The organism is Lysinibacillus sp. NPDC097231 (assembly GCF_044761885.1).
Classification (GTDB): Bacteria; Bacillota; Bacilli; order Bacillales_A; family Planococcaceae; genus Lysinibacillus.
In genome coordinates this window covers 32,706-54,809 of record NZ_JBIWDH010000034.1, presented here as the reverse complement: position 1 = coordinate 54,809, position 22,104 = coordinate 32,706, and the positions used below count along the sequence as shown (strand labels likewise).

Annotated in this window: 27 protein-coding genes; 13 read left to right on the top strand and 14 right to left on the bottom strand. The window is 35.9% G+C overall.

Annotated elements, in window-relative coordinates; genetic code table 11:
- Together ACIQXF_RS18130 and ACIQXF_RS18125 are read right to left on the bottom strand one after the other, a co-directional pair.
- On the bottom strand, positions 1-608 hold a 608-nt coding region (locus tag ACIQXF_RS18130; RefSeq protein WP_402785580.1), incomplete at its 3' end, for an IS110 family transposase.
- Between the two features lie 1,233 nt (positions 609-1,841).
- A complete protein-coding gene (locus tag ACIQXF_RS18125) occupies positions 1,842-2,459 on the bottom strand; it encodes a hypothetical protein (protein WP_402785577.1) in 618 nt (205 codons plus the stop codon).
- Between the two features lie 64 nt (positions 2,460-2,523).
- Here ACIQXF_RS18125 and ACIQXF_RS18120 point away from each other — a divergent pair, with 64 nt between their 5' ends.
- Positions 2,524-3,492: a quinone oxidoreductase family protein gene (locus tag ACIQXF_RS18120; RefSeq protein ID WP_402785575.1), complete on the top strand. Its 969-nt coding sequence runs from the start codon at positions 2,524-2,526 to the stop codon at positions 3,490-3,492.
- A gap of 57 nt (positions 3,493-3,549) precedes the next feature.
- On the opposite strand, the gene ACIQXF_RS18115 is transcribed toward ACIQXF_RS18120, so the two are convergent.
- Complete coding sequence (locus ACIQXF_RS18115) at positions 3,550-4,182, bottom strand: LexA family protein (protein WP_402785572.1); 633 nt, start codon at positions 4,180-4,182, stop codon at positions 3,550-3,552.
- 310 nt (positions 4,183-4,492) lie between these two features.
- Here ACIQXF_RS18115 and ACIQXF_RS18110 point away from each other — a divergent pair, with 310 nt between their 5' ends.
- On the top strand, positions 4,493-4,894 hold the full coding sequence (locus ACIQXF_RS18110; protein ID WP_402785569.1) for a DUF1492 domain-containing protein: 402 nt from the start codon (positions 4,493-4,495) through the stop codon (positions 4,892-4,894).
- Between the two features lie 191 nt (positions 4,895-5,085).
- On the opposite strand, the gene pdxR is transcribed toward ACIQXF_RS18110, so the two are convergent.
- A complete protein-coding gene (gene pdxR, locus ACIQXF_RS18105; RefSeq protein ID WP_402785566.1) occupies positions 5,086-6,459 on the bottom strand; it encodes a MocR-like pyridoxine biosynthesis transcription factor PdxR in 1,374 nt (457 codons plus the stop codon).
- Positions 6,460-6,553: 94 nt separating this feature from the next.
- Between pdxR and ACIQXF_RS18100 the strand changes: the two genes are divergently transcribed.
- Entirely contained in the window at positions 6,554-7,156 is a 603-nt protein-coding gene (locus ACIQXF_RS18100; RefSeq protein WP_402785563.1) for a GNAT family N-acetyltransferase, read from the top strand.
- 18 nt (positions 7,157-7,174) lie between these two features.
- Here the strand turns inward: ACIQXF_RS18100 and ACIQXF_RS18095 are convergent, their stop codons facing one another.
- The 5 genes from ACIQXF_RS18095 to ACIQXF_RS18075 all read right to left on the bottom strand — a co-directional run bounded on the left by ACIQXF_RS18095 (position 7,175) and on the right by ACIQXF_RS18075 (position 11,508).
- Complete coding sequence (locus ACIQXF_RS18095) at positions 7,175-7,882, bottom strand: ABC transporter permease (protein WP_402785560.1); 708 nt, start codon at positions 7,880-7,882, stop codon at positions 7,175-7,177.
- Entirely contained in the window at positions 7,879-8,727 is an 849-nt protein-coding gene (locus ACIQXF_RS18090) for an ABC transporter ATP-binding protein (protein ID WP_402785557.1), read from the bottom strand. The genes ACIQXF_RS18095 and ACIQXF_RS18090 overlap by 4 nt, the downstream gene beginning before the upstream one ends.
- A gap of 146 nt (positions 8,728-8,873) precedes the next feature.
- Positions 8,874-9,830, bottom strand: a complete 957-nt coding sequence (locus ACIQXF_RS18085) for a LytTR family transcriptional regulator DNA-binding domain-containing protein (protein WP_402785555.1) — start codon at positions 9,828-9,830, stop codon at positions 8,874-8,876.
- Positions 9,817-10,422, bottom strand: a complete 606-nt coding sequence (locus tag ACIQXF_RS18080; protein ID WP_402785552.1) for a dienelactone hydrolase family protein — start codon at positions 10,420-10,422, stop codon at positions 9,817-9,819. The genes ACIQXF_RS18085 and ACIQXF_RS18080 overlap by 14 nt, the downstream gene beginning before the upstream one ends.
- A gap of 261 nt (positions 10,423-10,683) precedes the next feature.
- Complete coding sequence (locus ACIQXF_RS18075) at positions 10,684-11,508, bottom strand: methyl-accepting chemotaxis protein (RefSeq protein WP_402785549.1); 825 nt, start codon at positions 11,506-11,508, stop codon at positions 10,684-10,686.
- Positions 11,509-11,767: 259 nt separating this feature from the next.
- On the opposite strand from ACIQXF_RS18075, the gene ACIQXF_RS18070 reads away from it, so the two are divergent.
- On the top strand, positions 11,768-13,282 hold the full coding sequence (locus ACIQXF_RS18070; protein ID WP_402785547.1) for a DEAD/DEAH box helicase: 1,515 nt from the start codon (positions 11,768-11,770) through the stop codon (positions 13,280-13,282).
- Positions 13,283-13,299: 17 nt separating this feature from the next.
- Positions 13,300-14,079, top strand: a complete 780-nt coding sequence (locus ACIQXF_RS18065) for a YqhG family protein (protein ID WP_402785544.1) — start codon at positions 13,300-13,302, stop codon at positions 14,077-14,079.
- 42 nt (positions 14,080-14,121) lie between these two features.
- On the opposite strand, the gene ACIQXF_RS18060 is transcribed toward ACIQXF_RS18065, so the two are convergent.
- Both ACIQXF_RS18060 and ACIQXF_RS18055 read right to left on the bottom strand, forming a co-directional pair.
- On the bottom strand, positions 14,122-14,442 hold the full coding sequence (locus ACIQXF_RS18060; protein ID WP_402785541.1) for an ArsR/SmtB family transcription factor: 321 nt from the start codon (positions 14,440-14,442) through the stop codon (positions 14,122-14,124).
- Positions 14,439-14,864, bottom strand: a complete 426-nt coding sequence (locus tag ACIQXF_RS18055) for an SRPBCC family protein (RefSeq protein ID WP_402785538.1) — start codon at positions 14,862-14,864, stop codon at positions 14,439-14,441. The genes ACIQXF_RS18060 and ACIQXF_RS18055 overlap by 4 nt, the downstream gene beginning before the upstream one ends.
- Positions 14,865-15,035: 171 nt before the next feature.
- On the opposite strand from ACIQXF_RS18055, the gene ACIQXF_RS18050 reads away from it, so the two are divergent.
- Positions 15,036-15,674, top strand: coding sequence for a LysE family translocator (locus ACIQXF_RS18050; protein WP_402785535.1), 639 nt, complete (start codon positions 15,036-15,038; stop codon positions 15,672-15,674).
- Between the two features lie 31 nt (positions 15,675-15,705).
- On the opposite strand, the gene ACIQXF_RS18045 is transcribed toward ACIQXF_RS18050, so the two are convergent.
- On the bottom strand, positions 15,706-16,215 hold the full coding sequence (locus ACIQXF_RS18045; protein WP_402785532.1) for a VanZ family protein: 510 nt from the start codon (positions 16,213-16,215) through the stop codon (positions 15,706-15,708).
- 206 nt (positions 16,216-16,421) lie between these two features.
- On the opposite strand from ACIQXF_RS18045, the gene ACIQXF_RS18040 reads away from it, so the two are divergent.
- The 3 genes from ACIQXF_RS18040 (at position 16,422) to ACIQXF_RS18030 (ending at position 18,768) form a co-directional block, all read left to right on the top strand.
- Complete coding sequence (locus tag ACIQXF_RS18040; protein WP_402785529.1) at positions 16,422-17,312, top strand: LysR family transcriptional regulator; 891 nt, start codon at positions 16,422-16,424, stop codon at positions 17,310-17,312.
- A gap of 107 nt (positions 17,313-17,419) precedes the next feature.
- Positions 17,420-18,127 carry a CoA transferase subunit A gene (locus ACIQXF_RS18035; protein ID WP_402785526.1) on the top strand — a complete coding sequence of 236 codons (708 nt, stop codon included), beginning with the start codon at positions 17,420-17,422 and terminating at the stop codon, positions 18,125-18,127.
- Entirely contained in the window at positions 18,127-18,768 is a 642-nt protein-coding gene (locus ACIQXF_RS18030; protein ID WP_402785523.1) for a 3-oxoacid CoA-transferase subunit B, read from the top strand. Before ACIQXF_RS18035 ends, ACIQXF_RS18030 begins: the two co-directional genes overlap by 1 nt.
- A 40-nt stretch (positions 18,769-18,808) precedes the next feature.
- On the opposite strand, the gene ACIQXF_RS18025 is transcribed toward ACIQXF_RS18030, so the two are convergent.
- Positions 18,809-19,012, bottom strand: a complete 204-nt coding sequence (locus ACIQXF_RS18025; protein ID WP_402785520.1) for a hypothetical protein — start codon at positions 19,010-19,012, stop codon at positions 18,809-18,811.
- Positions 19,013-19,307: 295 nt separating this feature from the next.
- Between ACIQXF_RS18025 and ACIQXF_RS18020 the strand changes: the two genes are divergently transcribed.
- From ACIQXF_RS18020 to ytxJ, 3 genes are all read left to right on the top strand, one after another.
- Positions 19,308-19,934: a kinase gene (locus ACIQXF_RS18020; RefSeq protein WP_402785517.1), complete on the top strand. Its 627-nt coding sequence runs from the start codon at positions 19,308-19,310 to the stop codon at positions 19,932-19,934.
- Between the two features lie 182 nt (positions 19,935-20,116).
- Positions 20,117-20,530, top strand: a complete 414-nt coding sequence (locus tag ACIQXF_RS18015; RefSeq protein WP_402785514.1) for a VOC family protein — start codon at positions 20,117-20,119, stop codon at positions 20,528-20,530.
- A gap of 123 nt (positions 20,531-20,653) precedes the next feature.
- Positions 20,654-20,983 (top strand): bacillithiol system redox-active protein YtxJ, encoded by a 330-nt coding sequence (gene ytxJ / locus ACIQXF_RS18010; protein ID WP_402785511.1) that lies wholly within the window; start codon positions 20,654-20,656, stop codon positions 20,981-20,983.
- A 61-nt stretch (positions 20,984-21,044) separates the two neighbouring features.
- Here ytxJ and ACIQXF_RS18005 read toward each other — a convergent pair whose 3' ends face one another.
- The gene (locus ACIQXF_RS18005; RefSeq protein WP_402785508.1) at positions 21,045-21,500 is read right to left on the bottom strand and encodes a hypothetical protein; all 456 of its coding nucleotides are present in this window, start codon (positions 21,498-21,500) and stop codon (positions 21,045-21,047) included.
- A gap of 245 nt (positions 21,501-21,745) precedes the next feature.
- On the opposite strand from ACIQXF_RS18005, the gene ACIQXF_RS18000 reads away from it, so the two are divergent.
- The gene (locus ACIQXF_RS18000) at positions 21,746-21,955 is read left to right on the top strand and encodes an S-layer homology domain-containing protein (protein WP_402785591.1); all 210 of its coding nucleotides are present in this window, start codon (positions 21,746-21,748) and stop codon (positions 21,953-21,955) included.
- The last annotated feature ends 149 nt before the right edge of the window (positions 21,956-22,104 follow it).

The window sequence follows — 22,104 nt, the reverse complement described above, 5'->3', positions numbered from 1 at the left end:
GTATTGACCTTTAAACGATTTTTAATAATCGTTTTTGAATGGGCCTGTAAAAGTGCGGGGTGCGGATATAGTTGTACAATATTTAAAAATAGTGCGGAACTTGGTGTAATCAGCTTTTCTAATTCTGGAAAACTTAGCTGTAAAATGGCATGCATTCTACTTTTGAGTAAAATGATTTCTTCGTCAATTTCATCGTAATAACGAGTAAGTGCACGCATCTGTTCATAATAATCGTCTTGTATGTACGTTGTTTCGCGTTCCATTTTGAAATGTGTCTTCGCGAGTTCATGGGCATCACTGATATCGGTTTTATTGCGACGCAGCGTTGCCATCTGTAAATTAGCTTCAAGTGGATTCATGCGGCAGTATGCATAGCCGTAATCTTTGAAAAATGCTTCGACAGGTTTTGAATAGATGCCTGTTGCTTCAAATACGATATCTGGCGCTTGTCCATCTCGCTTTGTCATCTCTTCCATTCGTTCGCGTAATCGCTCAAAATCACCACGTGTATGATGTAGCACACCTTCAAACTCACATTGGCGGTGACCATTATAAATCGCAACGGTACTTTTTCCTTTACTGACATCTAACGCAATGACATGTTTCATCTCATTCTTCTCCTTTTGACCAATCATAGAAGCCTTCACAGTACCTTATCGATTCCACTTTCTTATACACGATCTCTTTGGACCCAACATACTAAACTGATTCATATAAGGGCATGAAGTTAGCCGGTTTTATATACGGACTCACAAATGGTCCCAGAGGCTGGTCGGCTTTTCTTCACTTCTACTATAAAAAAATAGTAGCACAAACCATGGCCTTGGTTTGTACTACTAATGTTAGTATGTTTTTTAGTTTTATTAGGGTATACATCTAAGGGAAGTGAATGCTCGACCATTCAGCCATAAAAATGGATAGGAGAATCGGAGTGACGGAAAGAAATCAGAGCGAAGGAAAGAAGAGCCAGAGCGACAGATAGCAAAGCCAGAGTGACAGAAAGAAATCAGAGTGACGGAAAGAAGAGCCAAAGCGAAGGAAAGAAGAGCCAAAGCGAAGGAAAGAAAAGCCAGAGTGACGGAAAGAAATCAGAGTGACGGATAGCAAAGCCAGAGCGACGGAAAGAAGAGCCAGAGTGACGGAAAGAAATCAGAGCGACGGAAAGAAGAGTCAGAGCGACGGATAGCAAAGCCAGAGTGACGGAAAGAAATCTGAGCGAAGGAAAGAAGAGCCAGAGCGACAGATAGCAAAGCCAGAGTGACAGAAAGAAATCAGAGTGACGGAAAGAAGAGCCAAAGCGAAGGAAAGAAGAGTCAAAGCGACGAATAGAGCTATACTATATAACGGTAGAATACCATTATAGATCCAACCTCCAACGCTTGAAACACCAATACTAGACAATAATATAGCTGGATAACGCCATGTTGCTATCAATTTATTGAATTTCCATATAAATTCCTCCTAGTAGTTATGACAAGTAACTAAATAAAAAAATTCCATCCCCAAGACGATTTGCTTTAGGGACGAGATTGTGGAATTTATATTCACGTGGTGCCACCCTAGTTCACTATTATGTCGCCCTAATAGCCTTTTCAGTGCAGCATAATGTTTATGCTTATACTGTTACTCTGTAACGGGAGCTCCTGTCGCACCATCATTCCAGCAGATATCCAATGCGCTACTCCGAGACTTGTTTCAATAATTCGTTCTTACTCGTTTCAGCAACCCGAGCTCTCTTGGGAAGAACAGCCATATTTACTCTGTTCTTCACTGTATTTTTGATAGCGTAAAATATATTCGTAATTTTGGTAAAGGTCTCCGATAAAATGTAGATAGAATTATTATTGAAGATATGCTTTAAGCTCGGCTAACAATGACTGACAAATGGTAACTGACTCTAATGTATTATTTGCTAGTTCAAGTGAATGGTCAGCATTTTTTACAATAGCAAGCGTATATGAAGAAAGTTGCTCTAATCTTTCTTTGTAGTAATGTGGATCAGCTGTACCGATTGCAAGAAAAGCATGTTTCTCTAGTAAGTTTTGCATGACATGTTCAAGTGATAACAACGGTGTTAAAAGCACATAACGGGAAGAAACAGAAGGAACCTGTTGCATATAAAAATCGATAATAGGCAATGTTCCAAGAGATTTTCCTATGTACACAGCTTCCTGATAAGATTTTGTACGTAAAATATATTCTACGATAGGATTCCCGGCTTGATAAACCATCTCTGAAATAGCCTCTGGCTTCTGTTCAAACTGTTGTTGCTCAAATGCATAACATACTTGTACGACATCATAGCCAAGCTCAAGCATTAATTCAGTAGAATAATAAAGTAGGGGTTTTTCATAGGTATAGCCTGTGCCAGAGAACATAAAGCATACTTTATCACTTGTGCTATCAAAAAAATTATATGTAATGCTATTGTGTTGTTCTTTTCTAAGCTTGATTTTCATGGAAAGTCCTCCTTTTCATTTCCTTTCATTATATAATCTTACTATAACAAGGAGGGAGATATTTATGAAGGCTGTTATCATCAATAAGTTTGGCACATCAGAAGTTTTAACGTACGTTGATTGTCCAAAACCAACTATTTCTGAAGGGGAAGTATTAATACGCACGACATATACGAGTGTAAATTTTGCCGATCTTAAAAACAGAACAGGAAATAAAGCAAAAGCAAATTTTCCTATGATCCTAGGTTTAGATGTTGCTGGTGTTGTTGAAGAGGTTTTTGATGAGAACAGTGTTTTTAAAAAGGGGGACCGAGTAATTGCATTTCCTAAAAATGGATCGTATGCGGAATATGTAGTGGTAAAAGAACAGCTTGTCTTTAAAATTCCAAATGATGTACCTCTGGAAAAAGTAGCTGCTGTGCCAACAGTTTCATTTTTATCCTATCTATTGACGCATCAAATTGCACCAATTAGTACAGACGAAAGCGTATTAATTCATGCTGCATCTGGTGGAGTAGGGACAATGCTTATTCAAATGGCAAAAAAGCTAGGTGCTAAAAAGATTATAGGTACGGTTAGTAAAATGGAGAAAGCAGACATTGCTTATACGCTAGGTGCACATCATATACTGACATATGATAATTTTAGTAATCAAGTCAATGAATTTACAGATGGACAAGGTGTAAATATCATTTTTGATTCCATCGCGGGACGTATAACAGAAGAAAGTTTTAACTGTTTAGCGCCATATGGCACGCTTGTGCAATTTGGCAATAGTGGCGGCAAGGTAGGTAATATTAAAACAGCTGATTTGCATAGTAGCTGTCGCAATGTTAAAGGATTTAGCTTGGGTACAACTAGAGCATCCAAGCCCGAAATGCTCCAACAAGTGGCGCAGGATATTTTTATGTTATTAAAAGATGAAAGCTTTCAAGTACCGATTGCTGCTATTTTTGCTTTAGAAGATATGCAAAAAGCCCATGAGTTAATGGAAAGTCGTCAACATCAAGGGAAAATATTAATTAAAATATAAAACCTACTTGGGGGATTTTCTTTTAAGGGTCTGAATCTTAACAGATGTCCCCCAGATTTATAGTGTAACTTTAAAACTAATAGCCTTACCAATGATTTTTGCAGGATTATTTTCATCAACAATATAAGGTTCGTGCTTGGGATTATCTGGCATAAGAAAAATGGTATCACCTTGTTTTTTTACACGTTTAAGTGTTGCCTCTGTATCTCCGTTGACAAGTACAGCAGCTATCTCTCCATATTCAACTTCACTTTGTTCTCTTATTAAAACTTTGGAACCGTTTGGAATGGTGGGTTCCATAGAATCACCCTTGGCTACTAAAGCAAAAAGATTTCCTGGCGGTAATAACTCAGAGAATTCATACATATATCCTTCAACATTTTGCTCTGCTAGAATAGGCTCTCCACAAGCAATTGCCCCTAATATAGGAATTTTCACGTAATTTGGCTGAACTTCAATTAAATTAGTTGGTTGTTCTTCTGTTAGATCAGAACGCTTTATATTAAAATAATCTGCCATTAATTTAATTTTATCTGGTCTAGGGTAAGTGCTGGCTTTCATCCAATTAGAAACTGTTGTTTCAGGAATATTTAAATCTCTAGCCATATCGGTTTGATTTAAACCCCTTTTATCTAACTGTTTCTTCAAGTTTGTTGAAAAAACTACCTTTAAGTTATCTGTTTGTTCCATGTTAAGCACCTCCGTTAACCACTATAATACCGTTAATCAGTATTCTTGTAAAGATTTAGGTATCTTTTTAAGGTATTTCAATTGACTGTACCTTTTAAAGGTAGTATAGTAAATATATCCAGTAAAATTATTAGTCTATAAAATAAAAAGATAGGGGTTATATGAAAAGTGGTGTAGAAATTATATAAAGTAAACTAGTGATATTCAATTTGGGGAATTTTTATAAATAGCAATACCGTTTAAAGGTATTTTTGTTTATAGAGTAAAGAGGAACTATATTAAGAAGAAAAAAAGAGAGGGTGCTATATAAATGTACGAATGGTTAAGAGATTATCAGCAAATTGAAGATGAAATTGCTTATTTAGAATATAATCTAGAGAGATCACAAAAGGAATTGCGTCGTTGGGTTAATGGTGATTTAGCCGGGGTAAAACTTATGGCAGATTCCGATGGAGCCAAGTTAGAGGAACGTATTGAGCGAATAGCAAAGGAGCTGCAAATTAAGCTTGATGAACAAAAGAGCTTTATGGGACTTATTAACAAGTTTAATGGGCTGGATCACAAAATTTTAAAATTAAAGTATATAGATGGCATGACCTTAGAAGATATTGCAGAGGAGTTGAATTATAGTGCAAGTTATATCTATAAGAAGCATGCGGAAATTGCGAAAATGATAAAATTTGCTCACGAAATAAAGCTTACACATTGTTAAGCATTGAAGTATGCCGGACAAAGAGAGACCGCCTCGAAAAAAGAGCGGTCTTTTCTAATGGTAGATAGATTTTCAAGTAATATCGACAAAGCAATTTTAGAGGTTGACCTTTTATTAACTATATCCATTTTGGTCTATTTTAAAATACGGCTAATAGATCTTCCCCTATATACTTTTTGGCAAACCAAAAATCAAACGGATTGCCATACTGCTGCTAGTAATTCAATACCTTCTTCGATTTGCCCAAGAGACAGCCCGCCATAACCTAGAATAACCATTGCATCCTTAGAATCTTGTTGATATGAGGTTGAACATGGATAGACATTGATTCCTACCTCTTGTGCAAGCTGAATGGCTTGTTGTTCAGAAAGCCATGTTGGTAACTTCACAACAATATGTAGCCCAGATTTCTCCCCAATGACTTGGAATTCCTCAGAGAAATGGGTGTTAATAGCTGTTAGTAATGTCTGTTGCTTTTTACGATAAATAGTACGCATTTTGACTAAATGCTTATCGAAAAAGCCCTGAGCAATAAAATCGGCTAACACAAGCTGATCTATTTTCGAGACTACAGACTTTTGGTCTTGGTTAAAAAGAACAAAATCTTCGACTAACGATTTAGGTAAAATCATGTAACTTATGCGTAGCGATGGGATAAGTGTTTTAGAAAATGTGCCAAAATAAATAACACGTTGAAGCTGATCCATTTTTGCTAAAGAGGGGATAGGGAGTCCCTTAAAGCGAAATTCCGAATCATAATCATCTTCTATAATATAGGTAGCCCCAGATGTAGCCCATTGCAGAAGAGCCGCACGCCGTTCAATAGCCATGACCATACCGAGCGGAAATTGGTGTGCGGGTGTTGTGTATAGCATGTGGATAGATTTTTTCGGAATTGTAATCCCTAAGTCATCAACAGGGATAGCCTGAGTGGTTAATCCACATTGTTGAAATGTTGCACGTACTCGTTTAAAGCCTGGTTCCTCTAAGCCCACATGTATCTTCGTGCCAAAAAAATGACATAGAGCCTGTAGCTGACTTTGTGTACCACTATAAACAAAAACCTGCGATGTTTCACAAATAACGCCTCTTGAACGTTCAACATAATGAGCGATTTCCTTCCGTAATACATCCTCCCCTTGCCAAGGACTTGTCGTTAAACTATTCATATTGAAATGCTTTTTTAATAGCTTATGCCAGATCGAAAATGGAAAAGCCTCCTTATCCACATGTCCGTTATTAAAATCAAATTTTATATCATAAGTAGCTGGTATTGCATGGGAAGTTGTATGCTTCTGCTTTTTTAGCTGCTGTTCCCATTCGAATTCAAAGGGTGCTATGAAATAACCCGATCGCTCTTTACTATAAATATAGCCTTCTGCGAGTAATTGCTCATAAGCTTCCTTAATCGTATGAACACTAACATCGAGTGTTTTAGCAAGTGTTCGTTTGGACGGTAATTGCTCATGTGGCTGTAACCTCTTGCTTAAAATTGCTTGTTTTATTTCTTCATATATTTGCACATATTTTAAAGATTGGTTTGTGAATGTAATAGAAAGCTCCAAGATTGCGCATCTCCTGGTATGGTGTAGTTTTTAAAAATTGGTTATATCCATCATATCAAAATTACCGTTAAATAGTAAAAAGGAGTGAAGTGTAATGGATTTTATCGTATTGGAAAATGAAGTGGTAGTACTGAAACCATTAGAACAAGAAGATAAGCAAGGGATATTAAAGGCTGGAAGTTATCCAGAGATTTGGTCACATACGCCCTCAACAATAGAAAACATGGAGGATGTGAATAACTTTGTGGAAAAAGCGCTAGCTACAAAGCATGCACAAACAGAATTTCCGTTCGTTATTGTGGATAAAAAATCTGGGCAAATCATCGGTTCGACTCGCTTTATGGATATTGATGAAAAGCATAAGCGCCTTGAAATAGGTACTACATGGATGACACCTGCATTTTGGCGAACGGCCATCAATACAAATTGTAAATATTTATTATTACAATACTGCTTTGAGGTGTTAAATTTACAGCGTGTACAAATTAAAACCGATCATGAAAATTTACGTTCCCAAAAGGCGATTGAACGTATAGGAGCAACAAAGGAAGGGGTTTTACGTAATCATATGATACGTAAGGATGGTACAACGCGGCATACCGTGATGTACAGTATTACTCTACAAGAATGGCCTGAGGTAAAAAAACATTTGCGGAAGCTGTTAGTTGATGCTACTAAAAGATTAGAAAAGAAATAAAGCGAAAAAGAATGGTCATTAGTCGACCATTCTTTTTTTGTAGATAAATCCTGTGACAATCCAAGTTACTAGCGACCATGCAATGATTGTAGCCATTGGAATAATAACGTCCATTGTTGTGTATTTTCCTTCCAAAGCCTCAGCCAATAGTATCAATTGAGAGCTTGGTAACCATTCGGCAATTTTTAAGATAGGGTAGGCAGCAGATAACTGTAGAGCAAGAGGACCTAATGAGAAAATAATAATAACAGGTAGAACGATAATAGATCCTTCCATAACCGATTTAGCAAATAATCCACATAATGTCCCTAGTGCAATATAGAACACAGCTGAAAGTATTAATGCAATAGCTAAGATGAAAAGATTAGCAGGTCTGTAGCCGGAAAGAAAAATAGTCATTGCTACAACTATCATTGTAACGATAAAGACAAACAAGCTTTTACCGATTAAAATATCTCCAAGTGAAGCAGGGGAAAGCAAGAGATTACGAAGCGTATTCTTTTCTTTCTCCTCAGCGATTAAACAGCATTGTACATAGGCAGTCACCAAAGAAAATGTCATATTAATCGTAAGAAAATAGGCGTTTATATTGACTGTACCCAACTTATTGTACAAGAATGCTAAAATAAGTGGCATTAATGCCATAATGGATACTGCATAGTTACGTGAAAATTCTTTATAATCCTTCATAAGAATAGCTTGAATACGTGTCATTGAAATGTTCATACTAAATCACTCCCTGTTATTTGCATAAAAATATCACCTAGTGTTGGCTCGTTTGTATAAATGCGAGAAACTTCGTTCAATTGCATCCATTGAAACAGTTTTTGTGCATCCTGTTCTCCATTTTGAATGGTTTCACAAGCACCATTTTTTAATTCAACTGTAATAGATTCATCGCCGAATTCCTTTTTTAATTCTTTTGGTGAACCAATTGCTCGAATTTCCCCTTTATGTAAGAAGGCTACACGATCACAAAGTATTTCTGCCTCACCCATATCATGTGTTGTTAAAAATATCGTTGTACCCATGTCATTTAATTTACGCAAGCCATTATAAATATGCTGTGTATTCACAGGATCAAGTGCAGAGGTTGGCTCATCTAAAAATAATAGTTCTGGTTTATGCATGATGGCACGTGCAAGTGTAACACGTTGAATCATCCCTTTAGAAAGCTGACTAATTTTCTTTTTACGATCGCCGTATAAGTTAACAAAATCTAATGCCTCTTTCACGGCTGAAGTAGGTAATTGGTATAATTTTCCGTATAGCGATAAGTTCTCCTCGATTGAAAGTCTTGTATATAGTCCACTATTATCTGTTAAAATACCAAAGCGTTTACGATTTTCACTTTGTTTCATTTCATTTGCTGGGCAGCCGAACAATAAAACATCGCCAGCAGTTTTTTCAGTTTGTGCGGTTAATATTTTAATAGTAGTAGTTTTTCCAGAACCGCTTGGCCCAAGAAAGCCAAATATTTCCCCTCTTTGAATTGTAAATGAAACATCCTGTAATGCTGCTTCCTTATTAAATGTTTTTTTCAAATGCTGAACATCAATCACTGCGTTCATTTGAAAACCTCCCATATGTTGTTGATGTCTTCACTATAAGGGACAATGGAGAACACAACATTAACTTACAGATGAAAGGCATAAAAACGACCTTCAATGGAGAAATAATTCAACTGACAGGAGTCGTTTATTTCCTGGGAAATCTACTAAATTCCGAGTATTTCCTTTAAATCGGTGAGCTTATTTTTCGACAAGGGTACTACGTTCTTTTCATTGCTATTTAAAGCTAAGCTGTAGCTATTGCGGGTCCATGTAATGATTTCCCGTACCTTTTGTAAGTTAACGATATAGGAGCGATGACTTCTAAAAAAGCCGAAAGGTGTCAATTTTTGCTCAAGCTCATTGAGGGATAATGCACATGGATAAGCTTCACCCGCAACATATACAGAGACAACACCTTCGACGCTTTCGATGTAATCAATTTCTGGTGGATTAAATAAAATGATCTTATCATTTTTCTTCGTTGGAATTTTATCAAGTCTGATTGGTGCATTTTCAAGTAAAGGAGGAGTGATTTCTGTCTCATCCTCTTTTACATCTAGTGCATGTAAGCCCATTGTATCCAATCTATGAATGGCTGTACTTGAAATAATTAAATCCTCCATATTATTAGAAAGTAGGATAATTTTTTTATCTTGCTGCTGAAGTGCATTCAATAGCTCAAGAACCTTTTGTTTGGAGAATTCATCCATATTTTGAAATGGCTCTTCTAATACTTGTATTTGTGCTTGATTGAGATATGTATGAATCAATTTTAAACGCTGTTTTTCTCCATTTGAAAGCTTGCTGATTTTAATCGCTTTTTGTTCCGTTAATGCAAACAACTTCACTAAATCTTCCATATTTTCGGAAGAAGCCTTGAAGAGCTTTAAGCAAAACTTGATATATTCTCGAACCGTAAGTCGCTCATATAAAGCACTTTCACGAAAATATGTAAATGTATTATTTTGTTTCACAAACCAATGCATTAAAGTATGTATTTTGGAAACATCTGTATAAATACCGGTGATATTGCCCGGCTGTAATGATAATTGAAAGCTCGGATAAATGACATTTCCTCCTTCAATATAAGGATCTATCATCAATTTTTCATTTTGGTCCACTACTATGTCCTCCTTGATATTTTTCAGTTTGCAAGAATTGTAAGATTTCAAAATGTGCTTGCAAATAGCTTTCATGACAATAATTCGAATTATGACAATCCATAAAACCATGAAGACCAGTAAATTGTTTGGTTTGAACTATTGGTAATACATCAAGTGCTTCCTTTAATTCATGTACACTAAAGCTTTTCTCAAGACTAGGTAAAATGACTAGGGTTGGACAAGCAGGTATGACATTTAGATACTGGCGAATACGTGAGCCATAGATGCAAATGATGCGTTGTAATGGAAGTATAGACAGTCTCCAAGCTAATGTTGCACCTACACTAAATCCTATTAGCATGACCTCATCATATTGTTTTTTAGCTTCTAGCAGTTTTTGAGTTAGTTTTTCAAGAGGAGCATCAAAGCCAACTTCATTTATGAAATATTCATAGGCTTCTTGTTCTTGCTCATATGGAAACATTTTATTCCCTGAATATAAAGAAATGCACTCAACAGTAGTGCTAGCATCACTATATGTATCAGCTTGCACTTTTATAAAATTATTGATTCCATATATTTCATGTAATATAAATACTTTTCTGTTCATTCTGACCTCATCTTCGCTTTTTCAATAGTGTAACAAAAAATAATCATAGCATATATTATGGAAATTAGTGGGTTGTATTTTGGTGTTTCAAAATCCGAATGCTGATGTAACTGATTTATATGATGTAGTGAAAAAAGAGGTGTTGTCTATTTTTCGAATAGGTAAAAATCCGCCCAGATTCTTGAGGGAAGCCAAGCGGATTTTTATCATTTTTACGTATAAAGAGAAATTAATAGAAGAACATTAACCAATAAACCGAAATTATTTTATCATTTTAGACATAAAATTCTTCATTTCTATGCTAAGCGTACTAAGTTCATCAATAATTTCACTAAAGTCTTGAACGAGATGTGCCTGTTCATTCGTGGCACTATTTATTTGAGTCATATTTTGCTTTAAATTCTCTAGATTTCGATTGATGCTTTGTAGCGAGGATTCAATATTATCAGTAGCAGTTGTTGTTTCTGTAGATAGCTTACGAACTTCTTGTGCTACTATATTAAACCCGGCACCATGCTGGCCAGCTCGTGCTGCTTCAATCGATGCATTTAAACCAAGTAAATTTGTTTGACGAGAGATACTTTTTATTAAATCTGTAACTCCATTTGTTTTTTCAGCATCTTCCAAAGCAAACTGGGCCTGTTTATTTATTTCCTCACTAGTCGCAGCAAGTTCCTCTGAATGGGAGGCAATTGTATGTACTTTATCCTGTAGATTCTGGATAATATCATTCATAGTTAGGATATATTTTTCCATTTGAAGAGAATCATCAATAGGTAATCCAAATGCCAGTGCGCCTACGATATTTCCTTTTTCACGAACAGGAAAAGAATATGCGTTGAATTCCACACCATAAACTTCTTTTGGTACAGTTAAATTAGTGTTTTGTCCTTTAAGTGGGAGATGGAGATTTGCATCATCTGGATGAATTTTCTGCCCAGTTTTATAACCAGCATCTAATCGCTTTCCAGATAAATATATAACAATGCTCTCGCTCTCTTTATCCACCAATGCCATCATGGCTTGTCCCTTCATTGCTTGATGAATGTAAGGCATTGCCACTGATAATGCTTCAATAATATTCATAGTTACCCCCCTTAGTTAATAGGCTTTGTCAAATCAACATTAAGGCATTACATCGCCTGTCTCTTAAAAATGGCATTTTTCGACAATGTAACACTTCTTTAATTGTATGAAAAAATGAAGATGATAAAAAGCCCCACTTAGGGCTATTTTTCCTTAAAAATATAAGATACTAGGTTCTAACTATTTACTCTTATTATAACTCATGGTCATAGCTTTTTTTTTTTGGGACAACCTAAGCTAGAAATAATGGCATGAGGTGATGATCATGAAAATAGATAGGTCGTCAGAATGGGAAGAAGGTTTTCTAAATAGACTAGATCATCTTGAAAAATGGGATAGTTGGACATTGTACAAGATGAGTTATGAAATTGTGAAAATGAAGTTAATTACTGATTTCACAGGTCTACAGGCAACAAAATATTTACCAAATTTAGAGCCGCTTACTCATCAGTTGGAGGCAGCAGAAACGGTAATTGAACGTATGAATGGAAAAGCCATTTTAGCGGATGAGGTGGGTCTCGGTAAAACTATAGAAGCGGGTTTGATTTTAAAGGAATATCTTATTCGTGGGCTTGTCAAAAGGGCATTAATATTGGCGCCAGCATCTCTTATTAATCAGTGGATTGAAGAATTAAATATAAAATTCCATATTCCAGCTGTAGCTTATAAAAAAAATTGCCCAATTGAACGCTATGACGTCCTTATTATGAGTATAGATACAGCAAAGAAGAGTCCCCACAAAGAGCGGATTTATGAGCAAGATTATGACATGATTATTATCGATGAGGCTCATAAATTAAAGAATCATAAAACGCAAATTTATGAATTTGTACAGGGCTTAAAGAAGAAGTTTTGCTTATTATTAACAGCCACACCGATTCAAAACGATGTCTTTGAATTATTTTATCTTATTTCCTTACTTAAGCCTGGTCATCTTGGCAATTTTGATACATTCCAATCTGCATTTTCAGCTAGTAAGCATGATTTAGAGCATGATGATTATTTAAAAGAGTTAGTAAATCAGGTAATGGTAAGAAATCGTAGAGAGGATACAGGAATTGAATGGACAAATCGTCGTGTTCAAATTGTGCCCATCCAATTTACGGAGGCAGAGAAGGAAGTTTATGATCTGCTTAGAACGCTTCAAAATACAGGCTCTTTTTCATTAATTACCTTACAAAAGGAAATGTGTAGTAGCAAAGAAGCGACAGCCTTAACGTTATCGAAAATGCTTGAAGATCATTCGGAGACATCAGAAATTGAGGAAATCTTAGCAAAATTAATGGCTTTAGAGGTGAATTCCAAGGCGGAAAAGACGCTTGAAATTATCGAACAGGCAAAGGATAAGGTGATTATCTTTACAGAATATAGAGCTACTCAACTGTATTTACAATGGTATTTACATTCTAAAGGTATAACGAGCGTTCTATTTAACGGTAAATTCAATAAAAGCAAACGTGATTATATGAAGCATCTTTTTAAGGAAAAGGCACAGGTTTTAATTGCAACAGAGGCAGGCGGGGAAGGGATAAACCTTCAATTCTGTCATCATGTCATTAACTATGATTTGCCTTGGAATCCGATGAAGCTAGAGCAACGTATTGGTCGTGTACATCGTTTAGGGCAAGAGCATGATGTTCATATTTATAATCTTGCTATTGAAAACACTATTGAAGAAAACATATTGGCATTACTTCACACGAAAATTGATGTTTTTGAAAAAGTAGTAGGCGATTTAGATGCGATTCTAACTAATTTTAAAGAATCTGTATAAGGTAAGGGAGAAGTGCCATGTATCCACGGCAAGTTCATAGCTATTTACGAGATTTTTTCACAGAAAATGATTGCTATATTTTAGGGGAAGACGATCATTATCTTACAGTGCAATTAACAGTTGAGATTGATAAAAAAATAATGAATCGACCATTCTATTGGCAATATGTAGAAGCTACTAATAGTGAGCCAAACCCTGCGCAAGTTACATTTATTACAAATCAAACAGCAACCCCTGGCAACCTTTATGGCGAGATTATTCATTTCGGTTCTCCGAGGCTGAACCAGCTTTTTCAAGCAACAAGGGAACTTGGAGCTTATGTTCAAATGTTTGAAAAGGTTGATGCAGCTAGAGGTCAGGTAATCTTAACGCCTTGGCTAGGGGTGAATTATAAAATATCATATTGCTGCGATCGAACGAAAGAAATGCTCTATTCTTTTGGTATAAATCTATTGACAGGGATCATTAAAGAGGATTTTTATGAGACCTTACAGGCAGTTGAGCTAGACACGGTTCCAGCAGATAATGTCTTTCATGTACAATTCATTATTAAGCCTAACCGAGCACTTCAAAGATTAGATGCGGCAATTGAAGCAATCGTTGCACAAGATGATCATTCGTGGGCTGCTGAAGCAAAAAAGCGATGGCAACGGGATCAACGCGTATTAGATTATTTTTATGAGGATGTAGATGACAAACCAGAATGCTACGACATTGAAAAAAAGGCATTAGAGGAACAATATGATACAAAGATAAAAATAGAAATTATTAATGGTGGATTATTTTACCTTTATTAAACAAGAAGCTGTCCATACAGATGAGGACAGCTTCTTGTAATGTTAATCTTCTTCAATAATACTTTGTAGTTTTGCCAATTTATTATCCCAAAATAAATCAAAGTACTGTAGCCAGTCCTCAATTTCTTTTAGTTTTTCCTCATGTAATGTATATATTTTTTCCCGACCCTTTTTCTGAGCGGAAACTAACTCAGCCTGTTCTAAAATTTTTAGATGCTTAACGACAGCAGTTCGGCTGATAGAAAAATTCTCGGAAATCATTGAGATGGGCTTATCACTTGCGGCAAGTAGCTGTAGGACATGACGTCTTGTTGGATCAGCAATTGCTTGAAAAACATCATACTTTACAGCGGGCTGAGTCATTGTGATTCCACAACTTCTTTGAATTTTTGACCGACGATCATCGTCCAACCGCCATCCATATTTTTGTGAACAGCTTCAGCAGACATGTTAGCTTTAGGAATGATATGTGATGCTTCTTTCCAGCCACCATGTGTTAACGTAAATTCTGTTTGTTCACCAACTTCTTTTAGTTCAAAAGTGACAAACCATCCATCTGTATCCCATGCAAAACGAACAAAATGAGGGGCATCCACTTGTTCTACTCGACATGGTGATGGGCCAAACGGTGATTGTATCGTAAATTCGTGACCTTCAATTGCTTTAAAATCATTGGGCATAAGCCAGGAAGCAATTTTTTCAGCATTCGTCACTGTTTCCCATACTTTCTCAATTGATGCATTAAGTGTAATTATTTTAACAATATTCTCAAGTTTTTCAGTCATTTAAAATGAACTCCTTTGCATAAAATATATAACCCTAAGGTGTTAAAAATATATAACACCTTAGGGTTATATGTCAATCGAAAATACCTTGGATAAATTACATCTTTTTGTGTTGCTTTACATATGTTAAAATTGTTTTTATAATTTTCTGACGAAAAAGGAGGCATAAAAATGGTGAATATATCTGTTTTTTTATTAATGTGTATTCTATTAATTATTTTGCCTGGTCCAGATACAGCGATTGCGACGAAAAATACCCTTACAGTAAGCAGAAAGGGCGGCTTACAGACTTTACTTGGTTCATGTTGTGGATTATTGATTCATACTTTAGCGGCGGTAATTGGGCTTTCCGCGATTATTGTAAAATCAGCATATGTATTTACCATTTTAAAATACATTGGAGCGGTCTATTTATGCTATTTAGGTGTAAAAACGTTATGGACACTACGATCAATACGCACACAGTCGCCTGTTGTAGAAGATGAGACTCAAATAGATCACAAATATTCGCACCAATCATGCTTTAAGCAAGGTTTCTTAACGAATGTGACAAACCCAAAGGTTGCTGTCTTTTTCCTAACATTCTTACCCCAGTTTGTAGATGGCACTAGCGGTACATTTATGCCGTTTCTTATAATGGGGCTCATTTATACCGCTTTAACAGGACTTTGGTTTGTGTTCTATGTTTATTTATTAGATAGAATTAGCGTATTTATGAAAAAACCAACGACCAAGGCTGTTATAGAAGGATTAACAGGTACAGTGTTAATCGGCTTTGGCATAAAGTTAGCATTAGAAAGAGCCCACTAAAGGGCTTTTTTTAAGACTAATATTTAAAATGTTATGTGAAAATCACTAAAATCAAAAACAAAATAAATATTGGAACTCCGATGATGGAAGATAAAATCGAAATAGCTTTTTGAATTTTAATTTCTTCTTTAAATATTTTCATAAACACTTTGTAAATTGAAATACCTATCAACCCACCTAGAGCATTTAAAATTACATCATCAATATCTGTAGCTCCTAAAGAAAAAATATATTGCATAAGCTCAATAAAAATACTAATACCTATTAACTTGAAGAGATTATTTAACAAAGTTATATTTCGGTAATGAAGCATGATATAAATACCTGCTGGGACAAACATTAAAATATTTCCCCAAATATTTATATCAACTATCCGATAACCACCAATCCCGTTATCGACCATGATAAACTCCCTAATGGAATTAAAGGGAATTAAGTTGATACTTCGTGAATAATCACGAGAAATAAACACTGTTTCTATTACAAGGTAAGCATAGAACAATAATACTAACCAATATAGTCCTTTCAATAATTTCGCCACTTTCATCCCTCCTACTTTCCACATTTGAATTCATAAATAATAACAAAAAAATCTTAAGATTTATGAATTCAATTAGTTAAGAAATTCTGAGTATTTGGATGACCCTTGTAAGTATGAAACTGAAGTTTAAATGTACAATTTTCGGATACAAGAAAAGTAAATCTATAAGATTTTTTTACTAATTAGAATAAATAGGGGGTATGTATATGGAATTACGAGATTTACAAGCATTTATGGCTGTTGTCGAACATCGGAGTTTTACTAAGGCAGCTAACGAAACCTTTGTTTCACAGCCTTCATTAAGCAAAAGCATTAAAAAGTTGGAGGACACTCTTCAAGTGGAATTACTAAATCGTTCCACTCGCAATGTAGAATTAACAGATGCAGGTAGTATTGTCTATAAACAAGGTCAAAAAATAATGCGTTCAGTACATGAATTGCATATTTTATTGGATGATTTATTGAACATAAAAACAGGCTCTATAAAATTAGGGATTCCACCGTTAATTGGGACATTATTTTTTCCTAAAATCGCTAGAAAGTTTCATAAGCAGTATCCAGAGGTACATTTAGAGCTTGTAGAGCGCGGAGCTAAAATGATTGGAACGTTAGTAGAAAATGGTGATGTTGATATGGGAATTGTTGTTTTACCTACAGATGAAAGGAAATTCTCTGTCCAATCATTTGTGGAAGATCAATTTTATGTTTTTATAAATGACACACATCCATTGGCACAGCAAGAGCATATTTTATTACAAGATTTAAGAAATGAAACGTTCATTATCTTTACAGAGGAATTCACACTACATGATTATGTTATTAAATCATGTAAAAGCGTAGGATTTACACCTATAATCGGCTATAAAAGCTCACAGTGGGATTTAATCGTTGAACTAGTCTCCTCGAACCTGGGAGTGACACTTTTACCATATTCAATCGCCGCAAAGCAAACAAATCAAAATGTGAAAATTATTCCGTTACATGAATTTGAGATGCCGTGGCGTTTAGGGGTTATTACCAAGAAGAATACATATCAATCTTTTGCATTAAAGCAACTACTAAAGACAATTAGTTCTAAAGAGGACGATGAAAAATGATTTATGCATTTTTAGAATAAATAATATTCTAATTAATACCTTTACTTGTAAAATGATATTGAGGTAGAATTTTCCTTAATAAACGAGCAATTTTAGGGGGTTTCGATATGGGGAACGGGAAAGTGTGGAATTCGTTTGTAGAAGCTGTTGCAGATATTAAAGATGGAGATACGTTAGCTGTTGGGGGCTTCGGGCTATGTGGCATTCCTGAAAAAGCAATTGCAGCACTAGAGCAAAAGGGAACAAAGGATTTAACAGTCGTAAGCAATAACTGTGGTGTAGATGATTGGGGCTTAGGGCTTTTACTAGCAAATAAACAAATTAAAAAAATGATTGCCTCCTATGTAGGTGAAAATAAAATTTTTGAGCAACAATTTTTAAGTGGTGAACTTGAAGTAGAATTAACACCACAAGGCACTTTGGCTGAACGTATGCGAGCTGGTGGGGCTGGAATTCCCGGCTTTTACACGGCTACTGGGGTTGGAACGCCAATCGCTGAAGGAAAAGAAGTAAAGGTTTTTGATGATAAAGAATATATTTTAGAAAAAGGAATTATTGCAGATTTTGCACTTGTCAAAGCATGGAAGGCAGACAAGCTAGGTAATTTAGTTTATCGAAAAACATCACGTAACTTTAATCCTCTTGCTGCAATGTCAGGCAAAATTACGATTGCAGAAGTAGAGGAAATTGTGGAAGTAGGCGAACTTGACCCAGATCATATTCACACGCCTGGGGTTTTCGTACAACGGGTTTTACTAGGAGAAAACTATGAGAAGCGAATAGAGCGTTTAACGGTGAAAAAGGGGGAAGCGTGATGGCTGATACAAGACAAAGAATCGTAAATAGAGCGGTAAAAGAAATACAAAATGGCATGAACGTCAATTTAGGTATTGGCATCCCAACGCTAGTTGCCAATGCTATTCCAGCTGATTATGACGTACTTTTGCAATCTGAAAACGGACTTCTTGGCATCGGGCCTTACCCAGCAGAAGAAGTAGTCGATCCTGATTTAATTAATGCAGGTAAAGAAACGGTAACTGCTGTTCATGGAGCTTCCTTCTTTGATAGTGCTGAATCGTTTGCGATGATTCGAGGTGGGCATATTGATCTGGCTATTCTAGGTGGCATGGAAGTATCTGAGACTGGTGACCTTGCAAACTGGATGATCCCAGGGAAAATGGTCAAAGGCATGGGGGGCGCCATGGACCTTGTAGTCGGTGCGAAAAGAGTAGTCGTCGTGATGGAGCATGTGAATAAAAATGGTGAGTCGAAAATTAAAAAACAATGTGAGCTACCGTTAACAGGAAAGGGCGTTGTTCATAGATTAATTACAGATTTAGCTGTTTTCGATTTTACAGAAGAGGGGATGCAGCTAATAGAATTAGCAGAGGGTGTCACTTTAGATGAAGTAAAAGAGAAGACAGCTGCTTCTTTTAGTGTTGCCCTAGCAGTATAAAGTGAAACTTAATCAGTGGGGTTTTCTTCATCCCCACTGATTATAGAGGAACACAAGCTAAAACCTTCACATCCTGTGAAAACGCTTGTGTAACCAACATCCTGTTGTTGCTGTCGCTACGCTTTCGCACAGAAAACATTTGTTGCTGTCGCTGCGCTTTCGCACAGAAAACATTTGTTGCTGTCGCTGCGCTTTCGCACAGAAAACATTTGTTGCTGTCGCTACGCTTTCGCACAGAAAACATTTGTCGCTGTCGCGCAGAAAATATTTGTTGCCCTTCACCAAACGGGCGTTTATGGCAGTTTTTAGTATCACTTTCGGTATAGATGAATTACTGCCCGTTAATGCGGGATAAAGTGAAGCTTCAATCAGTGTGGGGCTTCGTGCCCACTGATTGTTAGTCTTCACCAAACGGGCGTTTACGGGCAGTTTTTAGCATCACTTTTGGTATAGATAAATTACTGCCCGTTAACGCGGGATAAATGGAATGTAACCAGTTCTTTAGAGGAGCTGGTTTTTTCAATAGGAGTGTTTAATCAATGGATATTCATGAACTAAAGAGTGATATTATTAAACGATATAAAGCGAGATCTACTAAGAATAGGCCGTTCATTATAGCAATTGATGGACTAGGTGGCGCAGGCAAGTCCACTATAGCTAACGAATTGGCGGAGGAGCTACAATCTATTTGTGCTATAGAATTAATTCATATAGATTATCTTATCGTTGAAAGAAGTAAACGCTATGACACTGGCTTCGATGAATGGTATGAATACTATTATTTACAATGGGATATTGAGTTTATTAAAAAGAATATACTGTTACCCTTACATAATAATAATTTACAACTTGTGCTTCCATTCTATAATCAATCAGCAGATATGGTTAGCAATAGGAAAATAATATTAGATTCTAATAGTATTCTTATTATTGAGGGAGTATTCCTATTGAGGCATGAATGGAGAAACTTTTATGACTATCGTTTATTTATAGATATACCCCGGCAAGTTAGAGAAGAAAGAGTATTGCAACGGGATGTCTATATAGGAGATTCTGAGGCACGATTAAGTAAATATGAAAGACGGTATTGGCCAGCAGAGGACTATTATTTAGAGAAAGAAAAACCGTTAGCAGTTGCAGATATAATATGTGATTTTCTAAAGTAGTATTGTCGCTTCGCGGGTATTTACATGGATTGCGCGGGTATTTCTCTCCGATTCGCGGGTATTTCAACCAACATCGCGGGTATTTCAGACGAGCGTCAAGTTTGATTGTGATTTTTCAGACTAATGTCTGTTCTCAAGCTCTATTTTTCAATTGTACAATGATCGAAAAGGAGAGAATAACTATGAAACAACAATGGTCAGAAGAATTGCAGGTGGCACAGGTACGCGTTGCAAGACCAACAGATAAAATAAAGGAAATTGAAAGATTTTATTGCGAAGGCGTAGGGTTAGAAAAAATCGGCTCTTTTACAGGACATAGAGGCTATACCGGTATCATGATTGGTCTCCCAAATGCTAACTATCATTTAGAATTTACAGAGCATATTGAGGGAAGTCCTTGCCCGGCACCGACAAGGGACAATCTTCTTGTACTGTATATTCCAAAACATGAAACCATTCAGCATATTGCCAATCGCCTATTGCAAATGGGCTATCCAGAAGTGGAACCAGAAAATACATATTGGGCTGAAAAAGGTGTCACAATTGAAGATCCAGATGGCTGGTGTCTAGTATTGATGAACACGGAAGGTATTTAAATAATGTGATAAGAGATACGAGCTGTTACATCTATTGTAAGGCTCGTGTTTTCTTATTAAAATGATTTAAATACCCTATATGGTATAATAGGAGTGAAGGATTATTAGTTGGAGGTTCAGAGTATGCAACGAATTAAAACGACTGAAGAATGGAGAGATATCTTACAGCAATCGAAGCACGAACCCTGTCTAGTGTTAAAATACAGTTTGACATGCTTTAGTAGTATTTCTGCAATGAAAGAATTTAAAGCATTGGAAACGAATTTGCCAAAGTATCTAGTAATTGTTCAGAAGGAAAGACATGTTTCAAACGCCATTGAAAAAGAACTTAAAGTAAGGCATGAGTCACCGCAGCTATTCATATTAAAAGACGGAAAAGGTATCTGGCAAGCAACGCATTACAAGATAAAACGATCCCTATTGTCTGAAGCAATTAGTATGTATGTTAAATGAATAAATTATAAAAAAGATACTCCTTCCTTATACACGAAGGGGTATCTTTTGCTGGAGCTTTCTAATGTCCTAAAGCATCACTTTCCTGATAATGAGTAGCAATCGACTCAATATCGAGCTGTGCATAGTTTGCCCAATTAACCTTTCTAAAATCTTCCTCACTAAAATAAATACCTAATACCTCAGTCATATTGTCATTCCCTTTAGGTTCTGTTAAAGGAGCATTCCAGATAATAGCTGGTGTTTTGACTTTTTCTAGTTTCGAAAGCTCTGCAAATATTTTCGTGGAGTCTTTCAACATTTGACTTTTTGAACCTTTTTTTACATCTGTATCTTGAATGGAGATTGTTACGATTCCCTTCGTTTCTTCAACAGTGAATTTATTCTTGATGAAAACTCCCACTATATCTTCAATGGAAGTGTTATTATCGACAGCTACTTCCTTTGGAGCATTATTTTTCCCACAAGCTGATAATAATAGTGTGGCTAGTAAAAACAGATAAAATAACTTTTTCAATGTAATGACCTCCCTTGTACTACCATATATGCGCAAAATGGAGGTGAATTATACAAGATGAAGGAAGGTTATCAATTCTTTTTTCTTCCTCAATTCAAGCTGATAGAGAATAATACTTTTTAGAAATTAAATAAGATAAATCAAAATATAGCACTAGGGCATTAACCAAGCGTTTCGAGCAGCAATACGATTTTATATTGGAAAAGCGATATCATAGTAGCTGTATTGTTCTCGAAATATAGCTAATCGAGGATTTTCTTGTTAAGGTTCTTATCTCCATTGTTGATAGAAGGTTTAAACAATTACATAAACTTATTAAACCTCCATATGTAAATGCGTTAGCCACAAAAGGCTTCGTACTAGGGAATTATGATTATATTAAACCGAATGCCCCATTAACACGTGCCCAATTTGCTGCGTTATTATATCGCATATTACAATTAACAGAGAAATAGAAGAAGAGACGATGACAGAAATAATTTGTCATCGTCTTTTTGGTTTTTGAAGTAAAACATGTTGTCATATCTAGCATAAAAATGAAAAAGCGGCAAAAGGTTTTAAACTCATATGTATTTTTGCATTAGTTTTTATACTAACTATTGAA